The 19,705-nt window shown below is 72.0% G+C and carries 18 protein-coding genes and 1 pseudogene; 8 read left to right on the top strand and 11 right to left on the bottom strand.

Annotated features, from left to right (window positions below):
- Positions 1-135: 135 nt before the first annotated feature.
- Both ACZ5GT_RS14595 and ACZ5GT_RS14590 read right to left on the bottom strand, forming a co-directional pair.
- Positions 136-1,128: a DedA family protein gene (locus tag ACZ5GT_RS14595; protein ID WP_469021395.1), complete on the bottom strand. Its 993-nt coding sequence runs from the start codon at positions 1,126-1,128 to the stop codon at positions 136-138.
- A gap of 136 nt (positions 1,129-1,264) precedes the next feature.
- Positions 1,265-2,026, bottom strand: coding sequence for a MerR family transcriptional regulator (locus ACZ5GT_RS14590; protein ID WP_469021391.1), 762 nt, complete (start codon positions 2,024-2,026; stop codon positions 1,265-1,267).
- A 184-nt stretch (positions 2,027-2,210) separates the two neighbouring features.
- Between ACZ5GT_RS14590 and ACZ5GT_RS14585 the strand changes: the two genes are divergently transcribed.
- Entirely contained in the window at positions 2,211-3,623 is a 1,413-nt protein-coding gene (locus ACZ5GT_RS14585) for a glutamate decarboxylase (protein WP_469021385.1), read from the top strand.
- Positions 3,624-3,652: 29 nt separating this feature from the next.
- Here ACZ5GT_RS14585 and ACZ5GT_RS14580 read toward each other — a convergent pair whose 3' ends face one another.
- The 3 genes from ACZ5GT_RS14580 to ACZ5GT_RS14570 form a co-directional block, all read right to left on the bottom strand.
- Positions 3,653-4,189 (bottom strand): DinB family protein, encoded by a 537-nt coding sequence (locus ACZ5GT_RS14580; RefSeq protein WP_469021380.1) that lies wholly within the window; start codon positions 4,187-4,189, stop codon positions 3,653-3,655.
- A 118-nt stretch (positions 4,190-4,307) separates the two neighbouring features.
- A complete protein-coding gene (locus ACZ5GT_RS14575; protein WP_469021372.1) occupies positions 4,308-5,768 on the bottom strand; it encodes an aldehyde dehydrogenase family protein in 1,461 nt (486 codons plus the stop codon).
- Positions 5,769-5,849: 81 nt separating this feature from the next.
- Complete coding sequence (locus ACZ5GT_RS14570; RefSeq protein ID WP_469021458.1) at positions 5,850-6,674, bottom strand: helix-turn-helix domain-containing protein; 825 nt, start codon at positions 6,672-6,674, stop codon at positions 5,850-5,852.
- 333 nt (positions 6,675-7,007) lie between these two features.
- Between ACZ5GT_RS14570 and ACZ5GT_RS14565 the strand changes: the two are divergent.
- A pseudogene (locus tag ACZ5GT_RS14565) lies at positions 7,008-7,490 on the top strand (ATP-binding protein); the annotation flags it as partial.
- Between the two features lie 280 nt (positions 7,491-7,770).
- Here the strand turns inward: ACZ5GT_RS14565 and ACZ5GT_RS14560 are convergent.
- Positions 7,771-7,989, bottom strand: a complete 219-nt coding sequence (locus ACZ5GT_RS14560; protein ID WP_324784534.1) for a DUF397 domain-containing protein — start codon at positions 7,987-7,989, stop codon at positions 7,771-7,773.
- Positions 7,990-8,552: 563 nt separating this feature from the next.
- On the opposite strand from ACZ5GT_RS14560, the gene ACZ5GT_RS14555 reads away from it, so the two are divergent.
- Positions 8,553-9,095 (top strand): hypothetical protein, encoded by a 543-nt coding sequence (locus ACZ5GT_RS14555; RefSeq protein ID WP_469021365.1) that lies wholly within the window; start codon positions 8,553-8,555, stop codon positions 9,093-9,095.
- 117 nt (positions 9,096-9,212) lie between these two features.
- On the top strand, positions 9,213-9,737 hold the full coding sequence (locus ACZ5GT_RS14550; RefSeq protein WP_469021358.1) for a DUF4232 domain-containing protein: 525 nt from the start codon (positions 9,213-9,215) through the stop codon (positions 9,735-9,737).
- Positions 9,738-9,746: 9 nt separating this feature from the next.
- On the opposite strand, the gene ACZ5GT_RS14545 is transcribed toward ACZ5GT_RS14550, so the two are convergent.
- Entirely contained in the window at positions 9,747-10,907 is a 1,161-nt protein-coding gene (locus ACZ5GT_RS14545; protein ID WP_469021352.1) for a DUF2786 domain-containing protein, read from the bottom strand.
- A 166-nt stretch (positions 10,908-11,073) separates the two neighbouring features.
- Here ACZ5GT_RS14545 and ACZ5GT_RS14540 point away from each other — a divergent pair, with 166 nt between their 5' ends.
- Positions 11,074-11,808: a Clp protease N-terminal domain-containing protein gene (locus tag ACZ5GT_RS14540; protein ID WP_469021344.1), complete on the top strand. Its 735-nt coding sequence runs from the start codon at positions 11,074-11,076 to the stop codon at positions 11,806-11,808.
- Between the two features lie 261 nt (positions 11,809-12,069).
- A complete protein-coding gene (locus ACZ5GT_RS14535; RefSeq protein ID WP_469021337.1) occupies positions 12,070-13,755 on the top strand; it encodes a bifunctional 3'-5' exonuclease/DNA polymerase in 1,686 nt (561 codons plus the stop codon).
- Positions 13,756-13,771: 16 nt separating this feature from the next.
- Here ACZ5GT_RS14535 and ACZ5GT_RS14530 read toward each other — a convergent pair whose 3' ends face one another.
- The gene (locus ACZ5GT_RS14530) at positions 13,772-14,674 is read right to left on the bottom strand and encodes a glycosyltransferase family 2 protein (RefSeq protein WP_469021331.1); all 903 of its coding nucleotides are present in this window, start codon (positions 14,672-14,674) and stop codon (positions 13,772-13,774) included.
- A gap of 65 nt (positions 14,675-14,739) precedes the next feature.
- On the bottom strand, positions 14,740-15,396 hold the full coding sequence (locus ACZ5GT_RS14525) for a copper resistance CopC family protein (protein ID WP_469021324.1): 657 nt from the start codon (positions 15,394-15,396) through the stop codon (positions 14,740-14,742).
- A 171-nt stretch (positions 15,397-15,567) separates the two neighbouring features.
- On the opposite strand from ACZ5GT_RS14525, the gene ACZ5GT_RS14520 reads away from it, so the two are divergent.
- Entirely contained in the window at positions 15,568-16,155 is a 588-nt protein-coding gene (locus ACZ5GT_RS14520; protein WP_469021319.1) for a copper chaperone PCu(A)C, read from the top strand.
- 8 nt (positions 16,156-16,163) lie between these two features.
- Complete coding sequence (locus tag ACZ5GT_RS14515; protein WP_469021316.1) at positions 16,164-17,459, top strand: Dyp-type peroxidase; 1,296 nt, start codon at positions 16,164-16,166, stop codon at positions 17,457-17,459.
- 204 nt (positions 17,460-17,663) lie between these two features.
- Here the strand turns inward: ACZ5GT_RS14515 and ACZ5GT_RS14510 are convergent, their stop codons facing one another.
- Complete coding sequence (locus ACZ5GT_RS14510) at positions 17,664-18,251, bottom strand: SRPBCC family protein (RefSeq protein ID WP_469021313.1); 588 nt, start codon at positions 18,249-18,251, stop codon at positions 17,664-17,666.
- Between the two features lie 77 nt (positions 18,252-18,328).
- Complete coding sequence (locus tag ACZ5GT_RS14505) at positions 18,329-19,684, bottom strand: carotenoid oxygenase family protein (RefSeq protein ID WP_469021310.1); 1,356 nt, start codon at positions 19,682-19,684, stop codon at positions 18,329-18,331.
- Positions 19,685-19,705: the final 21 nt, after the last annotated feature.

The following is a 19,705-nucleotide window of genomic DNA, read 5'->3' as shown; positions in this document are numbered from 1 at the left end:
CCTCCTTGCCAGCCCCCTCCCTCTCCCGCCCCCCCCCCCCCCCCCCCCCCCACCACCCCCCCCCCCCCCCCCCCCCCCCCCCCCCCCCCCCCCCCCCCCCCCCCCCCCCCCCCCCCGCTGACCGCCGTGGCAGCTCTAGTAACCGCCGTTGTAGGGGTACTGCTGCTGGTCCCGCTGGTCGCCGTAGGGCTGCTGGGGCGGGTAGGTCTGCTGCGGATGCTGCCGGCCGTACGGCTGCTGGGGCTGCTGGGGCTGCTGGCCGTAGCCCTGCTGCCCGTAGTCCTGACCGTAGTCCTGGCCGTAGTCCTGCTGGTACGGCTGCTGCTGGCCGTACTCCTGCCGGTACGGCTGCTGCTGCCCGTAGTCCTGCTGGTACGGCTGGTCCCGGTACGGCTGCTGCGGGGCCGGCTGCTGCTGGTCCGCCGTCGGCGGGACGCGGCGCAGCTGGGTCGTCGCGTCGTCCATCAGCGGGGGCTGCTGCTGGACCGCGGGCTCGGGCCGGGCGTTCTTGTTCTTGGAGCGGGCGCGCAGGAACTCGATGATGATCGGGACCACCGAGACGAAGACGATCAGGATGAGGATCGCCTCGATGTTCTTGTGGACGAAGCCCACGTTGCCGAGCCAGGAGCCGAGCAGCGTCACGCCGGCGCCCCACATGACGCCGCCGATGACGTTGAACGTGATGAACGAGCGGTAACGCATGCCGCTGACGCCCGCGATGATCGGCGTGAACGTCCGCACGATCGGGACGAACCTGGCCAGCACCAGCGACTTGGCGCCGTACTTCTCGAAGAACTCGTGCGCCTTGGTGACGTTCTCCTGCTTGAACAGGCGTGAGTCCGGTCGGGTGAAGAGGGAGGGGCCGACCTTCTTGCCGAAGAGGTAGCCCGCCTGGTCGCCGAGCACCGCGGCGAGGCAGATCAGCGCGACGGCCGCCCACAGCGGAAAGTCCAGGGTGCCCGCGGTGATCAGCAGGCCGCAGGTGAACAGCAGCGAGTCGCCGGGCAGGAAGAACCCGATGAGCAGGCCGGATTCCGCGAAGACGATGAGGAGCAGGCCCCAGATGCCGAACGAGTTGAGCAGATAGTTCGGATCGAGCCAGCTCGGGCCGAGGGCAAGCGTCGTCACGGTTCCGGGCTCCTGAGGGGGTAGCGGGTACGGCGTCGTTGTGCGGCCGCACAAAGCTATCAACGCAGTGTGTCCGCCCCGGGTTCCACCGGTGCCTCCAGGATGCCCTGTGCGAGGGCGGGAACAAAGCTGTGGGTCACCGGGTGCCGCGGCCCGCGTTCGCCGTGATCGCCTCCCTGAGGTGCTCGGCGAGTCCCGGGCGCACGGCGTCGTAGAACGCCTTGAACCGCTCGTCGGAGACGTACATGTCACCCAGGCAGCGGTGCATGTCGTACGGGCACTCGTAGAACCAGCGGGAGATGTGCAGGCGGTGCTCCTCGGCCAGGTCCATGGCCGCCTCACCGGTGGCCGGCTCGCCGGAGGCCATCAGGGCGGCGTAGCGCTCGCTCCAGTCGTCGACCTCGGCCTGCAGCCGTTTCCAGTCCTCCTTGGTGTAGCGGGCGGCCCGGCGCTGCGACTCGGCGTACGCCGCGGTGCCGCCCCAGCGTGCCTCCGCCTCCTCGGCGTACTGCTCGGGGTCCTTGTCCCCGAAGACCTCGAACCGTTCCTCGGGCGTGAGGTTGATGCCCATCGTGCGTGCCTCCATGGCGTGTTCCACGGCCGCGGCCATCTTCTGCAGCCTCTCGATCCGGGCGGTCAGCAGTTCGTACTGCCGGCGCAGGTGCGCGCGGGGGTCCGCCTCCGGGTCGTCGAGCAGGACCGCGACCTCGTCGAGCGGGAAGCCGAGCTCCCGGTAGAACAGGATCCGCTGCAGCCGGTCGAGGTCGGCGTCGCTGTAGCGCCGGTGGCCCGCCCGGCTGCGTTCGCTCGGGACGAGCAGGCCGATGTCGTCGTAGTGGTGCAAGGTGCGCACCGTGACGCCGGCGAAGCCCGCGACCTGTCCCACGGAGTAGCTCACCGCTTCCGCTCCCTTCTCGGTACGCCTCCACCGTGCGGCCTCACGCCACGTGAGGTGCAAGTCCGTTGTTCACCAGCCTCGTCCACCCGGTCCGCATATGGTGATCCGGCGGTTCCCGCCTCGCCGTGCGGTGGCGCGAGCACGCGATTCCGGTCGTCCGACCCGACTGTCTGGAGACACGCCCATGCCGCTCCACCGAGGTCCCGGCAAGCCCGACGAGCGTCCGATGTCCGTCAACCCCTTCTACGGGGAGGCCAACCCGGTCGGCGACATGACGGACGCCCCGCCCAGGCACCGGCTGCCGGACACCCCGATGGCGCCGTCGACGGCGTACCAGCTGGTGCACGACGAGCTGATGCTGGACGGCAACGCGCGGCTGAACCTGGCCACCTTCGTCACCACCTGGATGGAGCCGCAGGCCGGTGTGCTGATGGCGGACTGCCGCGACAAGAACATGATCGACAAGGACGAGTACCCGCGCACCGCCGAGCTGGAACGGCGGTGCGTGGCGATGCTCGCCGACCTGTGGAACGCGCCCGACCCGTCGGCGGCCGTGGGCTGTTCGACGACCGGGTCGAGCGAGGCGTGCATGCTGGCCGGGATGGCGCTCAAGCGGCGCTGGGCGCGGCGCAACGCCGACCGCTACCCCTCGCGGGAGGCCCGCCCCAACCTCGTCATGGGCGTCAACGTCCAGGTCTGCTGGGACAAGTTCTGCAACTTCTGGGAGGTGGAGGCGCGTCAGGTGCCGATGGACGGCGACCGCTTCCACCTCGACCCGCAGGCCGCGGCGGAGCTGTGCGACGAGAACACCATCGGGGTCGTCGGCATCCTGGGCTCCACCTTCGACGGCTCCTACGAGCCGATCGCCGACCTGTGCTCCGCGCTCGACGACCTCCAGGAGCGCACCGGCCTCGACATCCCGGTGCACGTCGACGGCGCGTCGGGCGCCATGATCGCGCCCTTCCTCGACGAGGACCTGGTGTGGGACTTCCGCCTGCCGCGCGTGGCGTCCATCAACACCTCGGGGCACAAGTACGGCCTGGTCTACCCGGGCGTCGGCTGGGCGCTGTGGCGTGACAAGGAGGCGCTTCCGGACGAACTCGTCTTCCACGTCAACTACCTGGGCGGCGACATGCCCACCTTCGCCCTCAACTTCTCCCGCCCCGGCGCCCAGGTGGCCGCGCAGTACTACACGTTCCTGCGGCTGGGCCGCGACGGGTTCCGGGCGGTGCAGCAGACCACCCGGGACGTGGCCCGGAGCGTCGCCGAGCGGGTGGAGGCGCTCGGCGACTTCCGGCTGCTGACCCGGGGCGACCAGCTGCCCGTCTTCGCCTTCACGACGGCCCCGGACGTCGAGGCGTTCGACGTCTTCGACGTCTCCCGGCGGCTGCGCGAGCGCGGCTGGCTGGTGCCGGCGTACACCTTCCCGCCGAACCGCGAGGACCTGTCCGTGCTGCGGATCGTGTGCCGCAACGGCTTCTCCGCCGATCTCGCCGACCTGTTCATGGAGGACCTGACCCGGCTGCTGCCGGAGCTGCGGCGACAGCAGCACCCCCTGACCCGGGACAAGCAGGCGGCCACCGGTTTCCATCACTGACCCGGCGCGAGTGCGCGCGCCGCACGGCCTCAGTCTCCGGCGAGGGTGACCAGCTCGAACGCCGTCCTGCCGTCCAGCGACTCGCGGATGATGTCGGCGTGGCCGGCGTGCCGGGCCGTCTCGCGGATCAGGTGCAGGCACAGCCAGCGCAGCGAGACGGCCTCGTCCGCCGGGAACCAGGGGGCGTCCGGCAGCGGGAAGGTGTCGTCGAGGCTGGGGGCGGACCGGATGAACGTCTCCGTCTCGGCGGCGACCCGCTCCCAGTAGGCCAGTTGGGAGGCGAGGGTCTCGCCGTCGGTCAACCGGAAGCACTCGTCCCAGTTCGACTGGTCCCGCTTGACCGCCGGCGGTTCGCCCTTGGCGAGGGCGATCCAGTACTGCTCGACCTCGGCGACGTGCTTGACCAGCCCGCCCAGGGAAAGCTCGCTGGCACTGGGCCGGCTCGCGGCCTGCTCCTCGGTCAGCCCCAGTACCGCCCGCCGGATGCCGCCGCGCTGTTCGGCGAGGAAGGAGAGGAGCGCCCCGCGCTCGTCGCCGGGCGCCTCGGCTCGCACGTGAGTGACCATGACCGCCGCCTTTCGTCGGTGCCGGGGGCTCTCCCCGGACACCGACGAAGCTACGGGCCCTTGCGGTCAGGTTCTGTCCGCAAGGGCCCGTGAGGAAGGGTTCGGGCAGGGGAAGTGGTCAGAACGGGAAGCGGCTGCGCCCGTGCTGCACCGAGATCCACTTCAGCGTGGTGAAGGCGTCCAGGGTCGTCTCGCCGTTCAGCCGCCCGATGCCGGAGTTCTTCTCGCCGCCGAAGGGGACCAGCGGCTCGTCGTGCACGGTGCCGTCGTTCACGTGGAACATGCCGGTGTCGATCTGCTTGGCGAAGGCCACGCCCCGCTCGACGTCACCGGTGTGCACGGCGCCGCTCAGGCCGTACGGGGTGTCGTTGACGATGCGCACCGCCTCCTCCTCGCCGTCGAACGGGATGAGGAAGGCGACGGGCCCGAAGACCTCCTGCCGGAGCAGGGCCGAGTCGAGGGGTACGTCGAGCAGGACGGCCGGCGTGACCAGGTTGCCCGTGGTGGTGCCGTGCTGCCAGGCCGTCGCGCCCTCCTGGATCGCCTGCGTCACGACCGCCGAGAGCGCCTCCGCCTGGGAGGAGTTGATCACCGGGCCGATGACGGTCTCCGGGTCGCTCGGGTCGCCGACCTTGAGGCTCTTGACCTTGGCGACGAACTTCTCGGTGAAGTCCTCGTAGATCGAGCGGTCGACCAGCACGCGGTTGGCGGCCATGCAGACCTGGCCCTGGTGGACGTACCGGCTGAACACGGCGGCGTCGACCGCGTAGTCGAGGTCGGCGTCGTCGAGGACCACGATGGCGCTGTTGCCGCCGAGTTCCAGGACCGTGCGCTTGAACTGGGCGGCGCAGACGGTGGCCACGTGGCGGCCCACCTGGTCGGAGCCGGTGAAGGAGATGACCTTCGGGATCGGGTGCTCGATGAAGGCGTCGCCGATCTCCGCTATGTCGGTGATGACGACGTTGAGCAGGCCGGCCGGCAGGCCCGCGTCCTCGAAGATCTTCGCGACCAGGGAGCCGCCGACGATCGGGGTGTTCTGGTGCGGCTTGAGCACCACGCCGTTGCCGAGCGCGAGGGCCGGCGCGACCGACTTGAGGGACAGCAGGAACGGGAAGTTGAAGGGGCTGATCACGCCCACGACGCCGACCGGCTCGCGGTAGAGGCGGTTCTCCTTGCCGTCGACCGGCGACGGGAGGATCTTGCCCTCGGGGCGCAGCGCCAGGTGGATCGACTCGCGCAGGAACTCCTTGGCGAGGTGCAGCTCGAAGCCGGCCTTCAGGTGGGTGCCGCCGAGCTCGGCGATGATCGCCTCGGTGATCTCCTGCTGGCGCTCCTCGATCAGCGCGAGCGCCTTCTCGAAGACCGCGCGGCGCGCGTACGGGTTGGTCGCGGCCCACTGCTTCTGGGCGCGGGCCGCCGCCCGGTACGCCTCGTCGACCTCGTCGACCGTGGCTATCGTGATCGACGCCAGCTTCTCGCCGTCGTACGGGTTGAAGTCGATGATGTCCCAGGAACCGGTTCCCGGACGCCACTCACCGTCGATGTACTGCTGAGCCAGGTCGTTGAAGCAGGACGACATGTGATCCCTCAATCACTAGCAGACACCAGATCTTCGACAGATCTCCATCACGGTCTGATCACACGTCATCGTACTTATGTTTCAAGAGAGTTGAAGGAGACCTCGGAGAAGATCACGGCTCTCGTCGGGGCCGGGACTGTCCTGCTGGAGTTCCTTGAGGGCCCTCTCGTACTGGGTGACGTCCTCGTGCTTGTCCAGATAGAGCGCGCTGGTGAGCTGCTCGAGGTAGACCACGTCCGACAGGTCCGACTCGGGGAAGGAGAGGATCGTGAAGGCGCCGCTCTCGCCCGAGTGCCCGCCGAAGCCGAACGGCATGATCTGCAGCCGTACGTTGGGCTGTTCGGAGATCTCGATCAGGTGCTGGAGCTGACCGCGCATCACCTCGCGGCCGCCGTAGGGCCGGCGCAGTGCGGCCTCGTCGAGCACGACGTGGAACTCGGGGGCGTTCTCGGCGACCAAGCACTTCTGCCGCTCCAGGCGCAGCGCCACGCGCTTCTCGATGTCGGCCTCGCTCGCGCCCCGCATGCCGCGCTCGACGACGGCCCGGGCGTACGCCTCGGTCTGCAGCAGCCCGTGCACGAACTGCACCTCGTAGGCGCGGATCAGGGACGCCGCACCCTCCAGCCCCACGTAGGTGGGGAACCAGCTCGGCAGCACGTCCGAGTAACTGTGCCACCAGCCCGCGACGTTGGCCTCCCGGGCGAGGGAGAGCAGCGAGGTGCGCTCCGCCCCGTCCGTGATGCCGTACAGCGTCAACAGGTCTTCTACGTCCCTCGTCTTGAAGCTCACCCGGCCCAGCTCCATCCGGCTGATCTTCGACTCCGAGGCGCGGATCGAGTACCCCGCCTGCTCCCGCGTGATCCCCTTGGACTCACGCAGCCGCCTGAGTTGCGAGCCGAGCAGCATGCGCCGCACCACCGATCCGGGCTCTCCCGCGCTCACTTTCGCCAGCCTCCCCAACCGTGTTCAGGGGCCGAAGTCTGCCACCAAAACACTCCGAGCAGTACTCGTCCGATTACAGAGACGGAAGGAAACCAGAGATTCTGCGCAGGAAGGAGGAAGGTTGCGGCAAGGGAAGGGAGGGATGGTGACGGAAAAAATGGCCAGTAAGCGGTACGTGGACATCCAATTCGGTCACGTGCACGTGCATCTGCCCTTGCATCTGCCCTGCGCATCCGAAACCATGGACACGCGCCACCGCTGCATCGCAACGACCGCGAATTCCCGGGAGTGCCTCGCATGGGGACGAATGGATCGACCATGCTCCAGCCGTTACGGCAGGGCCTTCCGCCACTGGATCCCGCGGCCGTGTCCGACGCCGCCTCCTGTGCCCTTCCCGCCCGCTACGAAGCGGTGCGCGAGGCGCGGCGGTTCACCCGCGCGACACTGGACCAATGGGACGTCGGCGACCGTTTCGACGACGTCTGCCTGGTGGTCTCGGAACTGGTGACCAACGCCCTGCGGCACGCGATGCCGGCGGGGGCGGCGCACGCGACCGGACAGCACGCGCCGGTGCGGCTGCACCTGATGCGCTGGGCCGGGCGGCTGGTGTGCGCGGTGCGCGACCCCAGCGACGGCACCCCCGTGGCGGGCGACGCGGAGGACTTCTCCGCGGAGTCGGGCCGCGGGCTGCTCCTCGTCGGCTCCTTCGCCGACGGCTGGGGCTGGCACCCGCTGGCGGGCGCGTTCGGCGGCAAGGTCGTCTGGGCGCTGTTCCTGCTGCCGTCGCAGCAGCACCCGGAGCACCGGCACGAGCAGCCCCAGCAGCATGCGCAGCACCCGCAGCCGCAGCATGCGCAGCCCCAGCAGCACCCGCAGCGCCCTCAGCCTCAGCGTCGGCAGCACCCGCAGCCGCAGCCGTATCGGCGGTCCGGCGCATGACGGACCGCGGCGTCTTCCGACGCCGCGGTTCTACGCGCGTCGCGGAGCGCGACGCACCGGTCACCATGGGTCACCCTGGCGGGAGCGGGCCGCTCCGGGTCACCACGGAATCCCGTGACGGTCAGCCCACGATCAGGTGATCGAACTCGCCGTCCTTGACGCCGAGCAGCATCGCCTCGATCTCCGCGCGGGTGTAGACGAGCGCGGGCCCTTCGGGGAAGCGCGAGTTGCGCACGGCCACGTCGCCGCCGGGCAGCCGCGCGAACTCCACACAGGAGCCCTGCGAGTTGCTGTGCCGGCTCTTCTGCCAGGCCACCCCGTCCAGCTGTGTGGCCGCCATGCCGTTGTACACGTCCTGGTCCACAGGTTGCTCCCGGTGGTGCGGTGGCCTTCGGGGCCAGAGATGCAGTGGTCAACTGATGTGGATCATAACTGCGTTCACGTGCAACTGCGCGAGCAGATGCACGTGCACGCCAGGTGTTGCTGTGGTTACAGATGCGCCTTACAGATGCGTCCTGTGCGGCGGTCCTTCTGATCCAGCGCGCCGTCCGGGGTTCACATCACCTGCGGTCTCGGTCCCCGCTCGTGACCGTCCCGTCGTGCGTGCGGGTCGTCGGGGCCGCACTCCGCGTGCGCCCGCGTTCCTCGTGTACCAGGAAGAGACGCTCACCGGGGCGTTCCTGTTCCAGTGTCCGGGTGACGGCTTCGGGCGACCGCACGGCCCCCTGGGATCACGGGTTTTCCGGGATTCCTGCGATTCCCGGGATTCCCGGGAGTGTTGGGTTTTCCGGGCGGGGTCCTGTGATCCCGGGAATCTCACAGCCGCTCCCCATGGCGGGGGCGGCCTGCCCTGGTAGCTTGCTGCGGGCGTTCGGGCCCACCCGCTACAGCTTGGAGCTTGCAGTGACTTCGGCGATCTTCTCGCGCTTCCCGCGTTCGTCGCGCACGGTGTCACGCCGGCCGGTGCGGATCGCGGCAGCGGCCGCGGGGCTGGTGGGCGTGGTCACGCTGACCGCGTGCGGCGGCGACGGCGGCTCTTCGGACGACTCCCCGTCCGGTTCGGGCACGTCCGGGTCCGCCACGGCCACCGCGGACACCGGAGGCGGCAGCGGCGGGACGACGGCCACGTCCGACGAACTGCAGGGCAGCTGGCTGGCCACGACCGGCGGCAAGGCCGTGGCGCTGGTGGTCACCGGCCGGCAGGCCGGGCTGTTCTCGACCGGCGGGACGGTGTGCAGCGGCACCGCGGGCAAGGAGTCCGGCGCGCGCACGATCCGGCTCACCTGCACGGACGGCAGCAAGGACCGGGCGACGGGGACGGTCGACTCCGTCAGCAAGACGTCACTGAGGATCACCTGGTCGGGTGGTCTCGGCCAGGAGACGTACACCAAGTCGGAGGGCGGCACGCTGCCTTCGGGTCTGCCGACGGCGACTCTCGGGTCGTAGGGACCGGGCGAACCGGATCGTGGCCGCGTGGTCTCGTACGTGATGATCCTTGGACGCGACCAACGGCATCACGCCGCCGCGATGGACCGTCACGCCCCGAAGCACCGAAGGACCCACATGCGCGCCACCACGATCACCGTCGCCGCCCTCGCCGCGGCCCTGCTGCTGACCGCCTGCGACGACGGCGGGAGCGACGGCGGCGGCAAGGGTACGCCGAAGGCCGGCGGCGCCTGCACGCTCGACGGCGTCGGCGTGCGGGTCGCCGCCAGCCCCGCCCCGGCCGCCGGGGACACCGGCAACGTCACCGTCACGCTCACCAACCGCGGCGCCGAGTGCACGCTGGCCGGCTTCCCCGGCGTCGGCCTGCACGCCGGGAGCACCTCCGCCGCGGTACCGTCCGACCAGGCCGCCAAGGGAGGGAAGCTCACCCTCGTCAAGGGCGCGACCGCCTCCTTCACCCTCACCTACGTGCGCGGCGGGGCGGGCGGCGCCAAGAGCCTGCCGGTGAAGACCGCGACGTTCACCCTGCCCGGCTCCTCCGCCGACCACAGCTTCACCTGGTCGTACGGCGACGTCGCGGTCAAGGGCGACGCGGGCGTGCCGGACGCCTCGGTGACCGGTTTCCAGCAGGCCGGCGACTGACGTCCCGGCTCACGGCAGCCGCGGCCGGTCCGCCACCCGCGCCCGGTCCGCGGCCTCGGTGCCCTCCGTCCAGCCGGCCGCGTCGTCGACTCCGCGCAGCCGGGTCGTGGTCGTCTCGGGGAACATGCGGTCCAGCCGGTCGCCGACCGCGACCTCGCGGGAGGCCAGCACGGGGAGCAGGTCGTCGGTCACCTGGGTCCCGGCGGCCGCCGCGAGACGGGTGCCCATGCGGTGCGCGTAGGCCGCGAGGAAGGACTGGCGGAAGGTCTTGGTGCGTTTGCGGCCGCCCCTGCGCTGGGCCGCCTCCGCCGTCGTCATCGCCGACTGGGCCTGCACCAGCAGCGAGGTGAACAGCAGCTCGACCGCCTCCAGGTCGGCCTCGAAGCCGACCACGGTGGAGAAGCCGAACGCCTCGTTCCACACGGCGCGGCAGTGGTTGGCCGTGGCGACCGCGTCCAGCAGCACCGCCTTGGCCTGCTCGTACGGCGGCTCGACGCCGACGCGGCAGGCGCCGGGGGCGTCCCCGGCGGGCGCCGCCGCCGACAGCAACGCCTCGTCGAGGCTGTAGCGGGCGGTGAGTTCCTGTGCCTTGGCGGTGAGCGCCTCGGCCTCCTCCGGGAAGGCGGTCGCCTCCGCCTTGGCGAGCAGCGCGCGGACGCGCGCCAGCATCCGGGACTCGGGCCGGGGCTGCCGGGCGGCGGGCTCCCGCTCGTCGAGCGGTTCGAGCGCGGGCAGGCGCAGCAGCAGGCGGTACAGCTCCAGCAGCGCGGTGGCGTGCGAGAAGCGGTCGGTGCCGGCCGGGGGGCCGAAGGTCCCGCCCCGCCCGCCGGCGTCGGCGGAGCCGTCCGCTCCGTCGGCCAGGTCGTCCACCTGCGCGGCCCAACGCGGGCCGCGCGGGCGGTCGTCCGGCGCCTGTGCGCGGATCAGCGCCGACACCAGGCGTACGTGGACGTCGTCCAGCTCACGGCGCACGATCCGTACGACGTCGGCGGGCTGCCACCCGCGCTGCCAGGCCGCCGCCACGAACTCCCTTCCCCGGCGGTCGACTTCGGCGTCCGCCGCGGGGTCGGCGGCGAGCAGCGACGCGCCCGTGTCGAGGGCGGTGTCGCTGTCGTCGTACAGGGCGGCCCGGAAGGCGCGGTCGACGGTGCCGCTGGTCGTGCTGCTCACCCCCCGATCCTGACACGCCCCGCTGACAGGCCCCACTGACAGGCCCCTCTGAGAGGCCCCCACTGACAGGCCTCCGCTGCCCTCTGAATTGCCGGGCCACGCGCACACAGCGACGAGTTGTCAACTCAAGGTTGACGCCGGACCGGTGTCAACCTACGGTTGACACATGACGACGAACCCGAACATCACGTCATCCGTACGCCTCGACGAACTCATCACCGCCATCAAGAAGGTCCACAACGAGCCCCTCGATCAGCTCCAGGACGCGGTGATCGCCGCCGACCACCTCGGCGAGGTGGCCGACCACCTGATCGGGCACTTCGTGGACCAGGCCCGCCGGTCGGGCGCCTCCTGGACGGACATCGGCAGGAGCATGGGCGTCACCCGGCAGGCCGCCCAGAAGCGCTTCGTACCGAAGGATTCGGCGGCCCCCGACCAGAACCAGGACTTCAGCCGCTACACCCCGCGCGCCCGCAACGCGGTGATGGCCGCCCACAACGAGGCGGTCGCGGCCCGCAACCCGGAAGGGCGCCCCGAGCACCTGCTGCTCGGCCTGCTGGCCGAGCCGGAGGGCCTCGGAGCCAAGGCGATCACGGCCCAGGGCGTGCCGCTCGACGCGGTACGGCAGGCGGCGACCGCCGCTCTCCCGCCCGCCGCCGACGAGGTCCCGGAGCTCATCCCCTACGGCCCCGCCGCCAAGAAGGTGCTGGAGCTCACCTTCCGCGAGGCCCTTCGCCTCGGCCACAACTACGTCGGCACCGAGCACATCCTGCTGGCGTTGCTGGAGTTCGAGCACGGCACGGGGGTGCTGGCGGACCTCGGCATCGGGAAGCCGGCGGTGGAGGCCGAGGTCGCGAAGGCGCTCGCGCAGTACGTGCGGGCCTCGAAGGAGACGGGCTGAGCCGAGCGGGACCGGCCGGGACGGGCCGGCCCCGCGGCGGCACCCGCGTCGTCGGCCCGCCTGTCCGCAGCCCCCGCCTCGACGGACCCGCCTGTCGGCCCCGCCTCGACGGACCCGTCTGTCGGCCCCGCGTCGCCGACCCGCGTCGCCCACCCGCCTTGCCGACCCCGCGTTGCCGACCAGCCCTGACCGGCCGGCCCGCCTCGTCGGACCCGCGTTGTATCAGCGTCAATGTCAGACCCGCCTGCGAGACTCGCAGGCATGACCGACCGGTGGGCGCTCGCTCCGGCCGAGGACGGCGGCGCGGAGGTCGCCCCCCTCGGTCCCGGCGGGCTGCCCGCCGGGCCGGTGCGCCGGGAGGCGGACCTCGCCCGGGCCGTGCGGGAGCGGCCCGAGGTCACGCGGTGGGTCTGGCGGTCCACCGCCGAGGTCTACCCGCGCCTGCTCGCCGCCGGCGTGCGCGTGGAGCGGTGCTACGACGTCGAGGACGCCGAGACCCTCCTCCTCGGCCACGAGGGCAGGTACGGCGAACCCCGCTCGGCGGCCGCCGCCCTGGCCCGGCTGCGCGGCGGCCCCGTACCCCCCGATCCCCCGCAGCGCTCCGCCGAGCCGGGTGCCCAGTCCTCGCTCTTCGAGCCGCAGTCCGGCCGCCTCCCGCTGGCCGACCTCGCCGAGGTGTACGCCGGGCAGCAGCGTCGACACGAGGCGGCGGCGCACCCCGAGCGGATGCGGCTGCTGACCGCGGCCGAGTCGGCGGGCATGCTGGTCGCCGCCGAGATGAACCGCGCCGGGCTGCCGTGGAGCGCCGAGGTGCACCGCCGGGTGCTGCACGAACTGCTCGGCGAGCGGTACGCGGGCGGCGGCGAGCCCCGGCGGCTGGCCGAGCTGGCCGACGAGGTGTCCGCCGCGTTCGGTCGCCGCGTCCGCCCCGACCTGCCCGCGGACGTCGTCAAGGCCTTCGCCCGGGCCGGCGTCAAGGTCAGATCCACCCGCCGCCACGAGCTCGAGTCCGTCGACCACCCGGCCGTGAAACCGCTGCTGGAGTACAAGAAGCTGTACCGGATCTGGGTCGCCCACGGCTGGTCCTGGCTGCAGGACTGGGTGCGCGACGGGCGGTTCCGTCCCGAGTTCCTCGCGGGCGGCACGGTCACCGGACGCTGGGTCACCCACGGCGGGGGCGCGCTGCAGATACCCAGGGTCATCCGGCGTGCCGTGGTCGCCGACCCCGGCTGGCGGCTGGTCGTCGCCGACGCGGACCAGATGGAGCCGCGGGTGCTCGCCGCCATTTCGCGCGACCCGGCGCTGATGGAGGTCGCCGGACGCGACGCGGACCTGTACCAGTCCGTCTCCGACCGGGCGTTCTCCGGAGACCGCGCGCAGGCCAAGCTCGCCGTCCTCGGCGCCGTGTACGGCCAGACCTCCGGCGACGGCCTGAAGAACCTCGCCGCGCTCAGACGCCGCTTCCCCCGGGCGGTGGCGTACGTCGACGACGCGGCCCGCGCGGGCGAGGAGGGCCGGCTCGTGCGGACCTGGCTGGGGCGGACCTGCCCGCCCGCGGCCGGGACGGGCGGGGACGCGGCGGAGGAGGCGGGCATCCCCGTCGGGGAGGAGGAGCCCGAGGGACGGCAGTGGGCGCCGGGTCACGCCTCCGGCGACGCCCGCGCCCGAGGCCGCTTCGCCCGCAACTTCGTCGTGCAGGGCAGCGCCGCCGACTGGGCGCTGCTGCTGCTCGCCGCGGTGCGGCAGGCCTGTGCGGGCATGGCTGCCGAGCTGGTCTTCTTCCAGCACGACGAGGTGATCGTGCACTGCCCCGAGGAGGAGGCCGAGGCGGTCGTGGCGGCGATCCGGGAGGCGGCGGACCTGGCCGGGCGGCTGACGTTCGGTGAGACGCCGGTGCGGTTCCCCTTCACGACGGCGGTGGTGGAGTGCTACGCCGACGCCAAGTGACCGCCGGTCACTCCGGTCAGATGACGGGCGGTCTGCCCAGCCGGGTGAGCCGCCACACCGTCCGCCACCGCATGGGCCGCCGCTCACCGGCCGGTTCCCGCAGCCCCTCCACGAACCCGCCGAACCAGGCGCGCAGCCCGGCCCACGACCGGGTCCGGGCCAGCGTGAGCAGCACCCAGATCCCCAGGTGGACGGGGACGAGCACGAGCGGCAGCCGGCGCCGCACGAGCCACACCCGGTTCCGCGCGTTGACGCGGAAATAGATGGCGTGCCGGGCGGGCGAGGTCTTCGGGTGCCGGAGCAGCAGTTCGGGCGCGTACAGGATCCGCCATCCCGCGTCGGCGGCCCGCCAGGCGAGGTCGGTCTCCTCGTGCGCGAAGAAGAACTCGGCGGGCCAGTCCCCCACCTCGTCCAGCATCGCCGTACGCAACGCGTGCCCGCCGCCGAGGAAATGGGTGACGTACCCGCCGCGCATCGGGTCGGAGGAGCCCACCCGCGGCACGTGCCGCTGCTGCGTCTCCCCGTTCTCGTCCGCGATGCGGAAGCCGACGATGCCGAGCCGCGGGTCGGCGTCGAACAACTCCCTTACGCGCCGCAGCACACCGGCGTCCACCAGCAGGCCGTCGTCGTCCAGTTCGACGACGACGTCGACGTCACCGAACTCGCGCAGTGCGCGCAGGGCCGTGTTCCGCCCGCCGGGGCAGCCGAGGTTCTCGTCCAGTTCGAGGAGGGTGACCTCGCCGGGCAGCGCCGACCGCGCGCCGTAGTCGGGCAGCGGGCAGCCGTTGCCGACGACCACGATCCGCGCCGGCGCCAGGTCCTGCTTGGCCACGGACTCCAGCAGCGCCTCGACCTCGGCGGGCCGGTTGCCCATGGTCACGACGGCGACCGCGATCCCCGACGCCCCCGTGTCCGCCATGTCCCACTCCGTCCCGGCCGCCGACGACACCGGGCGCGATGCTAACCGTTCACGGTAAGGACTTCTCAAGGACGCCGGTCGGTCGGCCGTGTCGCGGGCGGCCGCCCGGAGCGCCGGGCGCCTACGGCCATGAACGCCACCGCCGCCGCGACCAGCACACCGCCCGCCACCCACCAGGGCCAGTCCGCGGCGGCTCCGGAGCCCGTGGACGCCACCGGTCGCGCCGACGAGGACGACGACGCCGTGGGCGCGGACGTGGACGCGGCCGACGGCACCGTCGCCGCGGGTGTGGGCGTGGGACCGGGCCGGGCGTCCGCGGCAGCCGACGCGTCCGTGCTGGTGAAGGCGAAGCGGCCCTGGAGCGGCGCCCCGTCCGCCGCGACGGTCCGCCAGGTCACCTGGATCCTGCCGGTCGGCAGGGGCCCGACCTTCTGCCGCACGTCCCCGTCCAGCACGCTCGGCGCGCCGTCGCCGTACGACGCCCCGTCCGGACCGGTGACCACGACCGCGGTGTACGGCTGCTTCACCGGCCCGTCGAAGCTCAGCGTGATCACCGCGGGCGCCTTCGCCGTCACGGACCCGGCCGCCGGACTGGAGTCGAGCAGCCGCGCGTGCGCCCACGCCGGCGCGGCCGGCCACAGGACCGACACCACGGCCAGCAGCAGGACCGGGACGACGAGCGGCAGGGCTTTGCTTTCTGCAAGGAGGCTTCGGCGCTTCACATCCCAGTACGTCGGATCCGGCTCCCGATGAGTTCCCGGTCGGCGCCGTTTTCCGCGCCGCGGCGGGTGCGGGACACGTCACACACCCCCCGGGAACTCGCCGCCTACCCGCCCCGACTCCCTGTGTGACTGCGGGAGTGACGCCGCAACCGAGCCGGAGGCACAGACACCATGCACACCATCACCCCCAAGACCACGCCGGTGGCCCGCACCGCCCGTCTGCGAGCCCTCGCGGCGGCCACCGCGGCCACGGCCGTATGCCTGGCCGCCCTCGCCGGCTGCGGCACCGGCGGGTCGTCGTCCGCCGACGCGGGCGCCTCCGCCACGGCGTCCGCCAAGGCCGCGGCGACCTCGGCGGCCACGGTGACGGTGAAGGACCCGTGGGTGAAGGCCTCCGACTCCGCCATGACGGCCGTCTTCGGCACCCTGGTCAACCCCACCGGCAGCAAGGTCACGGTCGTGTCCGCCACCTCGACCGCGGCGAAGAAGGCGGAGCTGCACGAAGTCGCCGAGGTGGACGGCAAGATGATGATGCGCCCGAAGGAGGGCGGCTTCACCGTCCCGGCCCACGGCACCCACCGACTGGAGCCCGGCGCCGACCACCTGATGCTGATGGGCCTGGCCGAGGAGGTGAAGCCGGGCGACGAGGTCACCGTCACCCTCACGTTCGAGGACGGCCGGACACTGCGCTTCACCGCGGTCGCCAAGGCGTTCGCGGGCGGCAAGGAGAACTACAGCCCCGGCATGAAGAAGGGCTGACACCCGCCATGGACGACACCACCGTCTCCCCCGCCGACGGCGCCCGCAACGTCTCCCCCGACGACGGTGCCGACTCCGGCTCCGTCAGCCGCCGCCGGCTGCTGGCGGGCGGCGCGCTCACCCTCGGCGGGGCCCTGGCCGGAGCCGGCATCGGCGCCGCGGCGACCGGCGGCGACGGCTCCACCGGCTCCGTCCCCGCCACGGCGCGGCAGCAGGCCCCCGCCTACGGCACGCAGCGGATCCCGTTCCACGGCCGTCACCAGGCGGGGATCGCCACCCCGGCCCAGGCCCACGCCGTGTTCCTCGGCTTCGACCTGGCCAAGGGCGTGGACCGCGCGGCGCTGGGCCGGATGATGCGGCTGCTCACCGACGACGCCGCACGGCTGACCCGGGGTGAGCCCGCGCTCGCCGACACCGAGGGTGAACTGGCGGCGCTGCCGGCCCGGCTGACGGTCACGTTCGGCTTCGGCCCGGGCCTGTTCACGGCGGCCGGACTGGAACGCCGACGGCCCGCGTCGCTGACGCCCCTGCCCCGCTTCTCCATCGACCGGCTCCAGGACCGCTTCTGCGGCGGCGACCTGCTGGTCCAGATCTGTGCCGACGACCCGCTCACCGTCGCGCACGCGCAGCGGATGCTCATCAAGGACGCCCGCAGCTTCGCCCGGCTGCGCTGGGCACAGCGCGGGTTCCGCCGCGGGCGTGGCGTCGAGGACGACGGCGTGACCCAGCGCAACCTCATGGGCCAGCTGGACGGCACCGCCAACCCGGTCCCCGGCGGCGACGTCTTCGCCGGCGCCGTGTGGACGGACGCGGGCCCGGCCTGGCTCAAGGACGGCGGCACGACCTTCGTCCTGCGCCGTGTCCGCATCGAACTGGAGACGTGGGACGCCGCCGACACGAAAGCCAAGGAGTTCACCGTCGGCCGACGCCTGACCACCGGCGCCCCGCTCACCGGCAAGGCCGAGAAGGACCTACCGGACTTCGACGCGAAGGACGAGCTTGGTTTCCCCGTCATCTCCGACTTCGCCCACATCCGTCGCGCCCGCGCCACCGACGACCGGGCGCGCATCTTCCGCCGCCCCTACAACTACGACGACGCCCCGGCCGCGGACGGACGCCCCGACACCGGCCTGCTGTTCGCCTCGTTCCAGCGGGACATCGGCGAACAGTTCCTGCCCATCCAGCGCAGACTCGCCGCCGCGGACCTCCTCAACCAGTGGACGACACCGATCGGCTCGGCCGTCTTCGCCGTCCCACCCGGCTGCGCGCCCGACGGCTGGATCGGCCAGTCCCTCCTGGACTGACCCCCTGCACTCCACTCTCCCGGTTCCGGCCACCGGGGCGGCACTCCTCTCACCGCACCGGCCGGCACACCGAGCCACGACACGCGGCCCCCGGCCGCACGACACGTCCAGCGGGCACCGCAACGCGGAACCCCAGGTCACCGCACCGTGTGACCTGGGGGACGGTGCCTCCGGAACGGCTGTCGCTCCGGAGGCCGGGACCGGCTACTGGCGGGCCTGGCTCTCGGCCTCGTGCTTGAGGTTGTTGACCCAGTTGTGGAGGGAGTTGTCGAGGGCGGCCTGCAGAGCGGCCTGGTTGGCGGTGACAGGGTCGCCGGTCCAGGACTCCTCGGTGTGGACGAGGACGCCGTGGGGGGTCGGGGTGAAGGTCCAGACGTGAACGGCGGTGATGCCCTGGGCGGGGCCGCCCCAGGCGAGGCGCTTGCCGTGATCGACCTGCTTGACGGTGGAGGTGATGTCCAGGCCCTCGGTGCTCCAGCGGAAGACGGACCCGGGGCGCAGGCGGCCGGGGGTGTCCTTGACCACGCTGTCGACGTCGGGCTGCCAGCTGGGCCAGTTCTCGACGTCGGTCTGGATCTTCCAGACGGTGTGCAGGGGGGCGTGGATGAGGATGTCGTCCCGGGTGATGACCGGGGCGCCGAGGTCGATCTGCACGTCGTCGGTGTGGGCAGCGGCGTGGGTGGTGGTGATGGCGGTGGGCTCGTCGTCGCTGAGCGCGTAGGCGGTGCCGGTCGCGAGCAGGAGGACGCTGGTGACGGCGGCGGTGAACTTCGCCGCGGTAATGATGCGCATGGTGAATGCCTTTGCGTGGTGAGGTCGTTCGGGGTCTGGTGGCGGGGCGATTCGCCCGCCGTGGGGAAGGGCCGGAACTATGCGAGGGTGCCGTCGGTGTCCGGGATCCAGGAGCCGTGGATGCCGCCGGTGACTCGGCGGGGAAGGTGGACGGTGGCGATCCGGTCGAGGCCGGAGGCGTCCAGAACCAGGAGTTGGGAGGCGTCCTGCTTCAGATCGGAGATGACGGTGAGCAAGTAGCCGTCGTCCTCGCGGGTGGCACCGGCGGCGGGGACGAAGACGGCCTCGCTGGGCAGGCGGGCGTCGCCGGCCTGGTGGATGCGGCGGGCGCCGGTGGTGCGGTCGTACTTGACCACGCCGTAGCCGCCGAAGCCTTGCTGGTCGGGGAAGGAGACCGCGTACTGGTAGCGGTGCTCTGCGCCGAGGAAGTCCTCGTTGAGGGTCGGGAATTCGACGGCGAGGTCGTCGATGATCTGTTCGTCGACGCTGCCGACGGCCAGGTCGATGATCCAGCGGCGGGTGTAGGAGCGGGTGTTGGGTTCGCTGCCGCGGTCCGGGGCGCCGACCCACCAGTTCCAGGAGAGCTGGAAGCCCTCCTTGTCGACGGTGGGGCCTTCCAGAACGATGCGGCCCTGAGCGTCCTCGTAGGCATTGGCAGCGTGGAGCATGTTGCCCGGTTCGATGGAGAACCAGCGGATCTGGTCCGTGCCCCGCGGGCCGCGGGGCATGACGCCGATCCGGGCGGGCTGGGCGTCGTCCCAGCCGTAGGGGATGCCGGAGTGCTCGTTCGGGTCGAAGGTGACGGAGCCCTCGATGAAGACCACGTGGTGGCGCGTGATCGCGAAGTCGTGCTTGAGGGAGGCGGTGGCGCCGGGGATCTCCGCACTGTGCGTGATGTGGCCCTTGGCGTCGGCCACGTAGTAGAGCAGGTAGGGCGGGAACGGGGAGGAGCCGAAGAAGTGGAGCTCCCCGGTGACCGGGTCGGTCTTCGGGTGGGCGGTCATGGCGCTGCGCAGCTTGCCGTCGAAGTCGAACGCGCCGACGGTGTCCAGCTCGGGGGTGAGCTCGAAGGGGAGGTTGGCCTCGCACAGCGCGAGCAGGCGGCCGGCGTGCTCGATCACATGGGTGCCGGCGGTGCTGGCGGTCAGGTCGGGGCCGTGATCGGTCATGTAGGGGGCGCCGTCCAGGGCCGGGGTGTGCACCCAGCGGTTGCGGTACCACTCGGCGCGGCCGTCGCGCAGGCGGATGCCGTGGACCATGCCGCTGCCCTTGAACCAGTGGGTGGGGGTGACGCCGGGCTTGGGGTTGTGGCTGTTGCGGATCAGCCGGCCGGTGAGCTCCGGCGGGAGGGCGCCCTCGACGGTCAGTTCGGTTGCGGAGATCTCGTCGACGGCGGGCGTGTAGTGGCCGGTCAGGTACGGCTTGCTGGTCATGGCAGGGTCTCTCCGGGGTTC

The organism is Streptomyces sp. NPDC031340 (assembly GCF_055569945.1).
This window is presented reverse-complemented; position numbering and strand designations above follow the sequence as displayed.

Bases quoted from the DNA above. Each gene is read 5' to 3' on its own strand.
- ACZ5GT_RS14560 (WP_324784534.1), bottom strand. From the start codon at position 7,989: ATGGCGGCCACACAGCTGGACGGGGTGGCCTGGCAGAAGAGCCGGCAC.
- ACZ5GT_RS14505 (WP_469021310.1), bottom strand. From the start codon at position 19,684: ATGACCAGCAAGCCGTACCTGACCGGCCACTACACGCCCGCCGTCGAC.
- ACZ5GT_RS14540 (WP_469021344.1), top strand. From the start codon at position 11,074: ATGACGACGAACCCGAACATCACGTCATCCGTACGCCTCGACGAACTC.
- ACZ5GT_RS14585 (WP_469021385.1), top strand. From the start codon at position 2,211: ATGCCGCTCCACCGAGGTCCCGGCAAGCCCGACGAGCGTCCGATGTCC.
- ACZ5GT_RS14570 (WP_469021458.1), bottom strand. From the start codon at position 6,674: ATGCTGCTCGGCTCGCAACTCAGGCGGCTGCGTGAGTCCAAGGGGATC.
- ACZ5GT_RS14535 (WP_469021337.1), top strand. From the start codon at position 12,070: ATGACCGACCGGTGGGCGCTCGCTCCGGCCGAGGACGGCGGCGCGGAG.
- ACZ5GT_RS14580 (WP_469021380.1), bottom strand. From the start codon at position 4,189: ATGGTCACTCACGTGCGAGCCGAGGCGCCCGGCGACGAGCGCGGGGCG.
- ACZ5GT_RS14530 (WP_469021331.1), bottom strand. From the start codon at position 14,674: ATGGCGGACACGGGGGCGTCGGGGATCGCGGTCGCCGTCGTGACCATG.
- ACZ5GT_RS14575 (WP_469021372.1), bottom strand. From the start codon at position 5,768: ATGTCGTCCTGCTTCAACGACCTGGCTCAGCAGTACATCGACGGTGAG.
- ACZ5GT_RS14515 (WP_469021316.1), top strand. From the start codon at position 16,164: ATGGACGACACCACCGTCTCCCCCGCCGACGGCGCCCGCAACGTCTCC.
- ACZ5GT_RS14510 (WP_469021313.1), bottom strand. From the start codon at position 18,251: ATGCGCATCATTACCGCGGCGAAGTTCACCGCCGCCGTCACCAGCGTC.
- ACZ5GT_RS14520 (WP_469021319.1), top strand. From the start codon at position 15,568: ATGCACACCATCACCCCCAAGACCACGCCGGTGGCCCGCACCGCCCGT.
- ACZ5GT_RS14550 (WP_469021358.1), top strand. From the start codon at position 9,213: ATGCGCGCCACCACGATCACCGTCGCCGCCCTCGCCGCGGCCCTGCTG.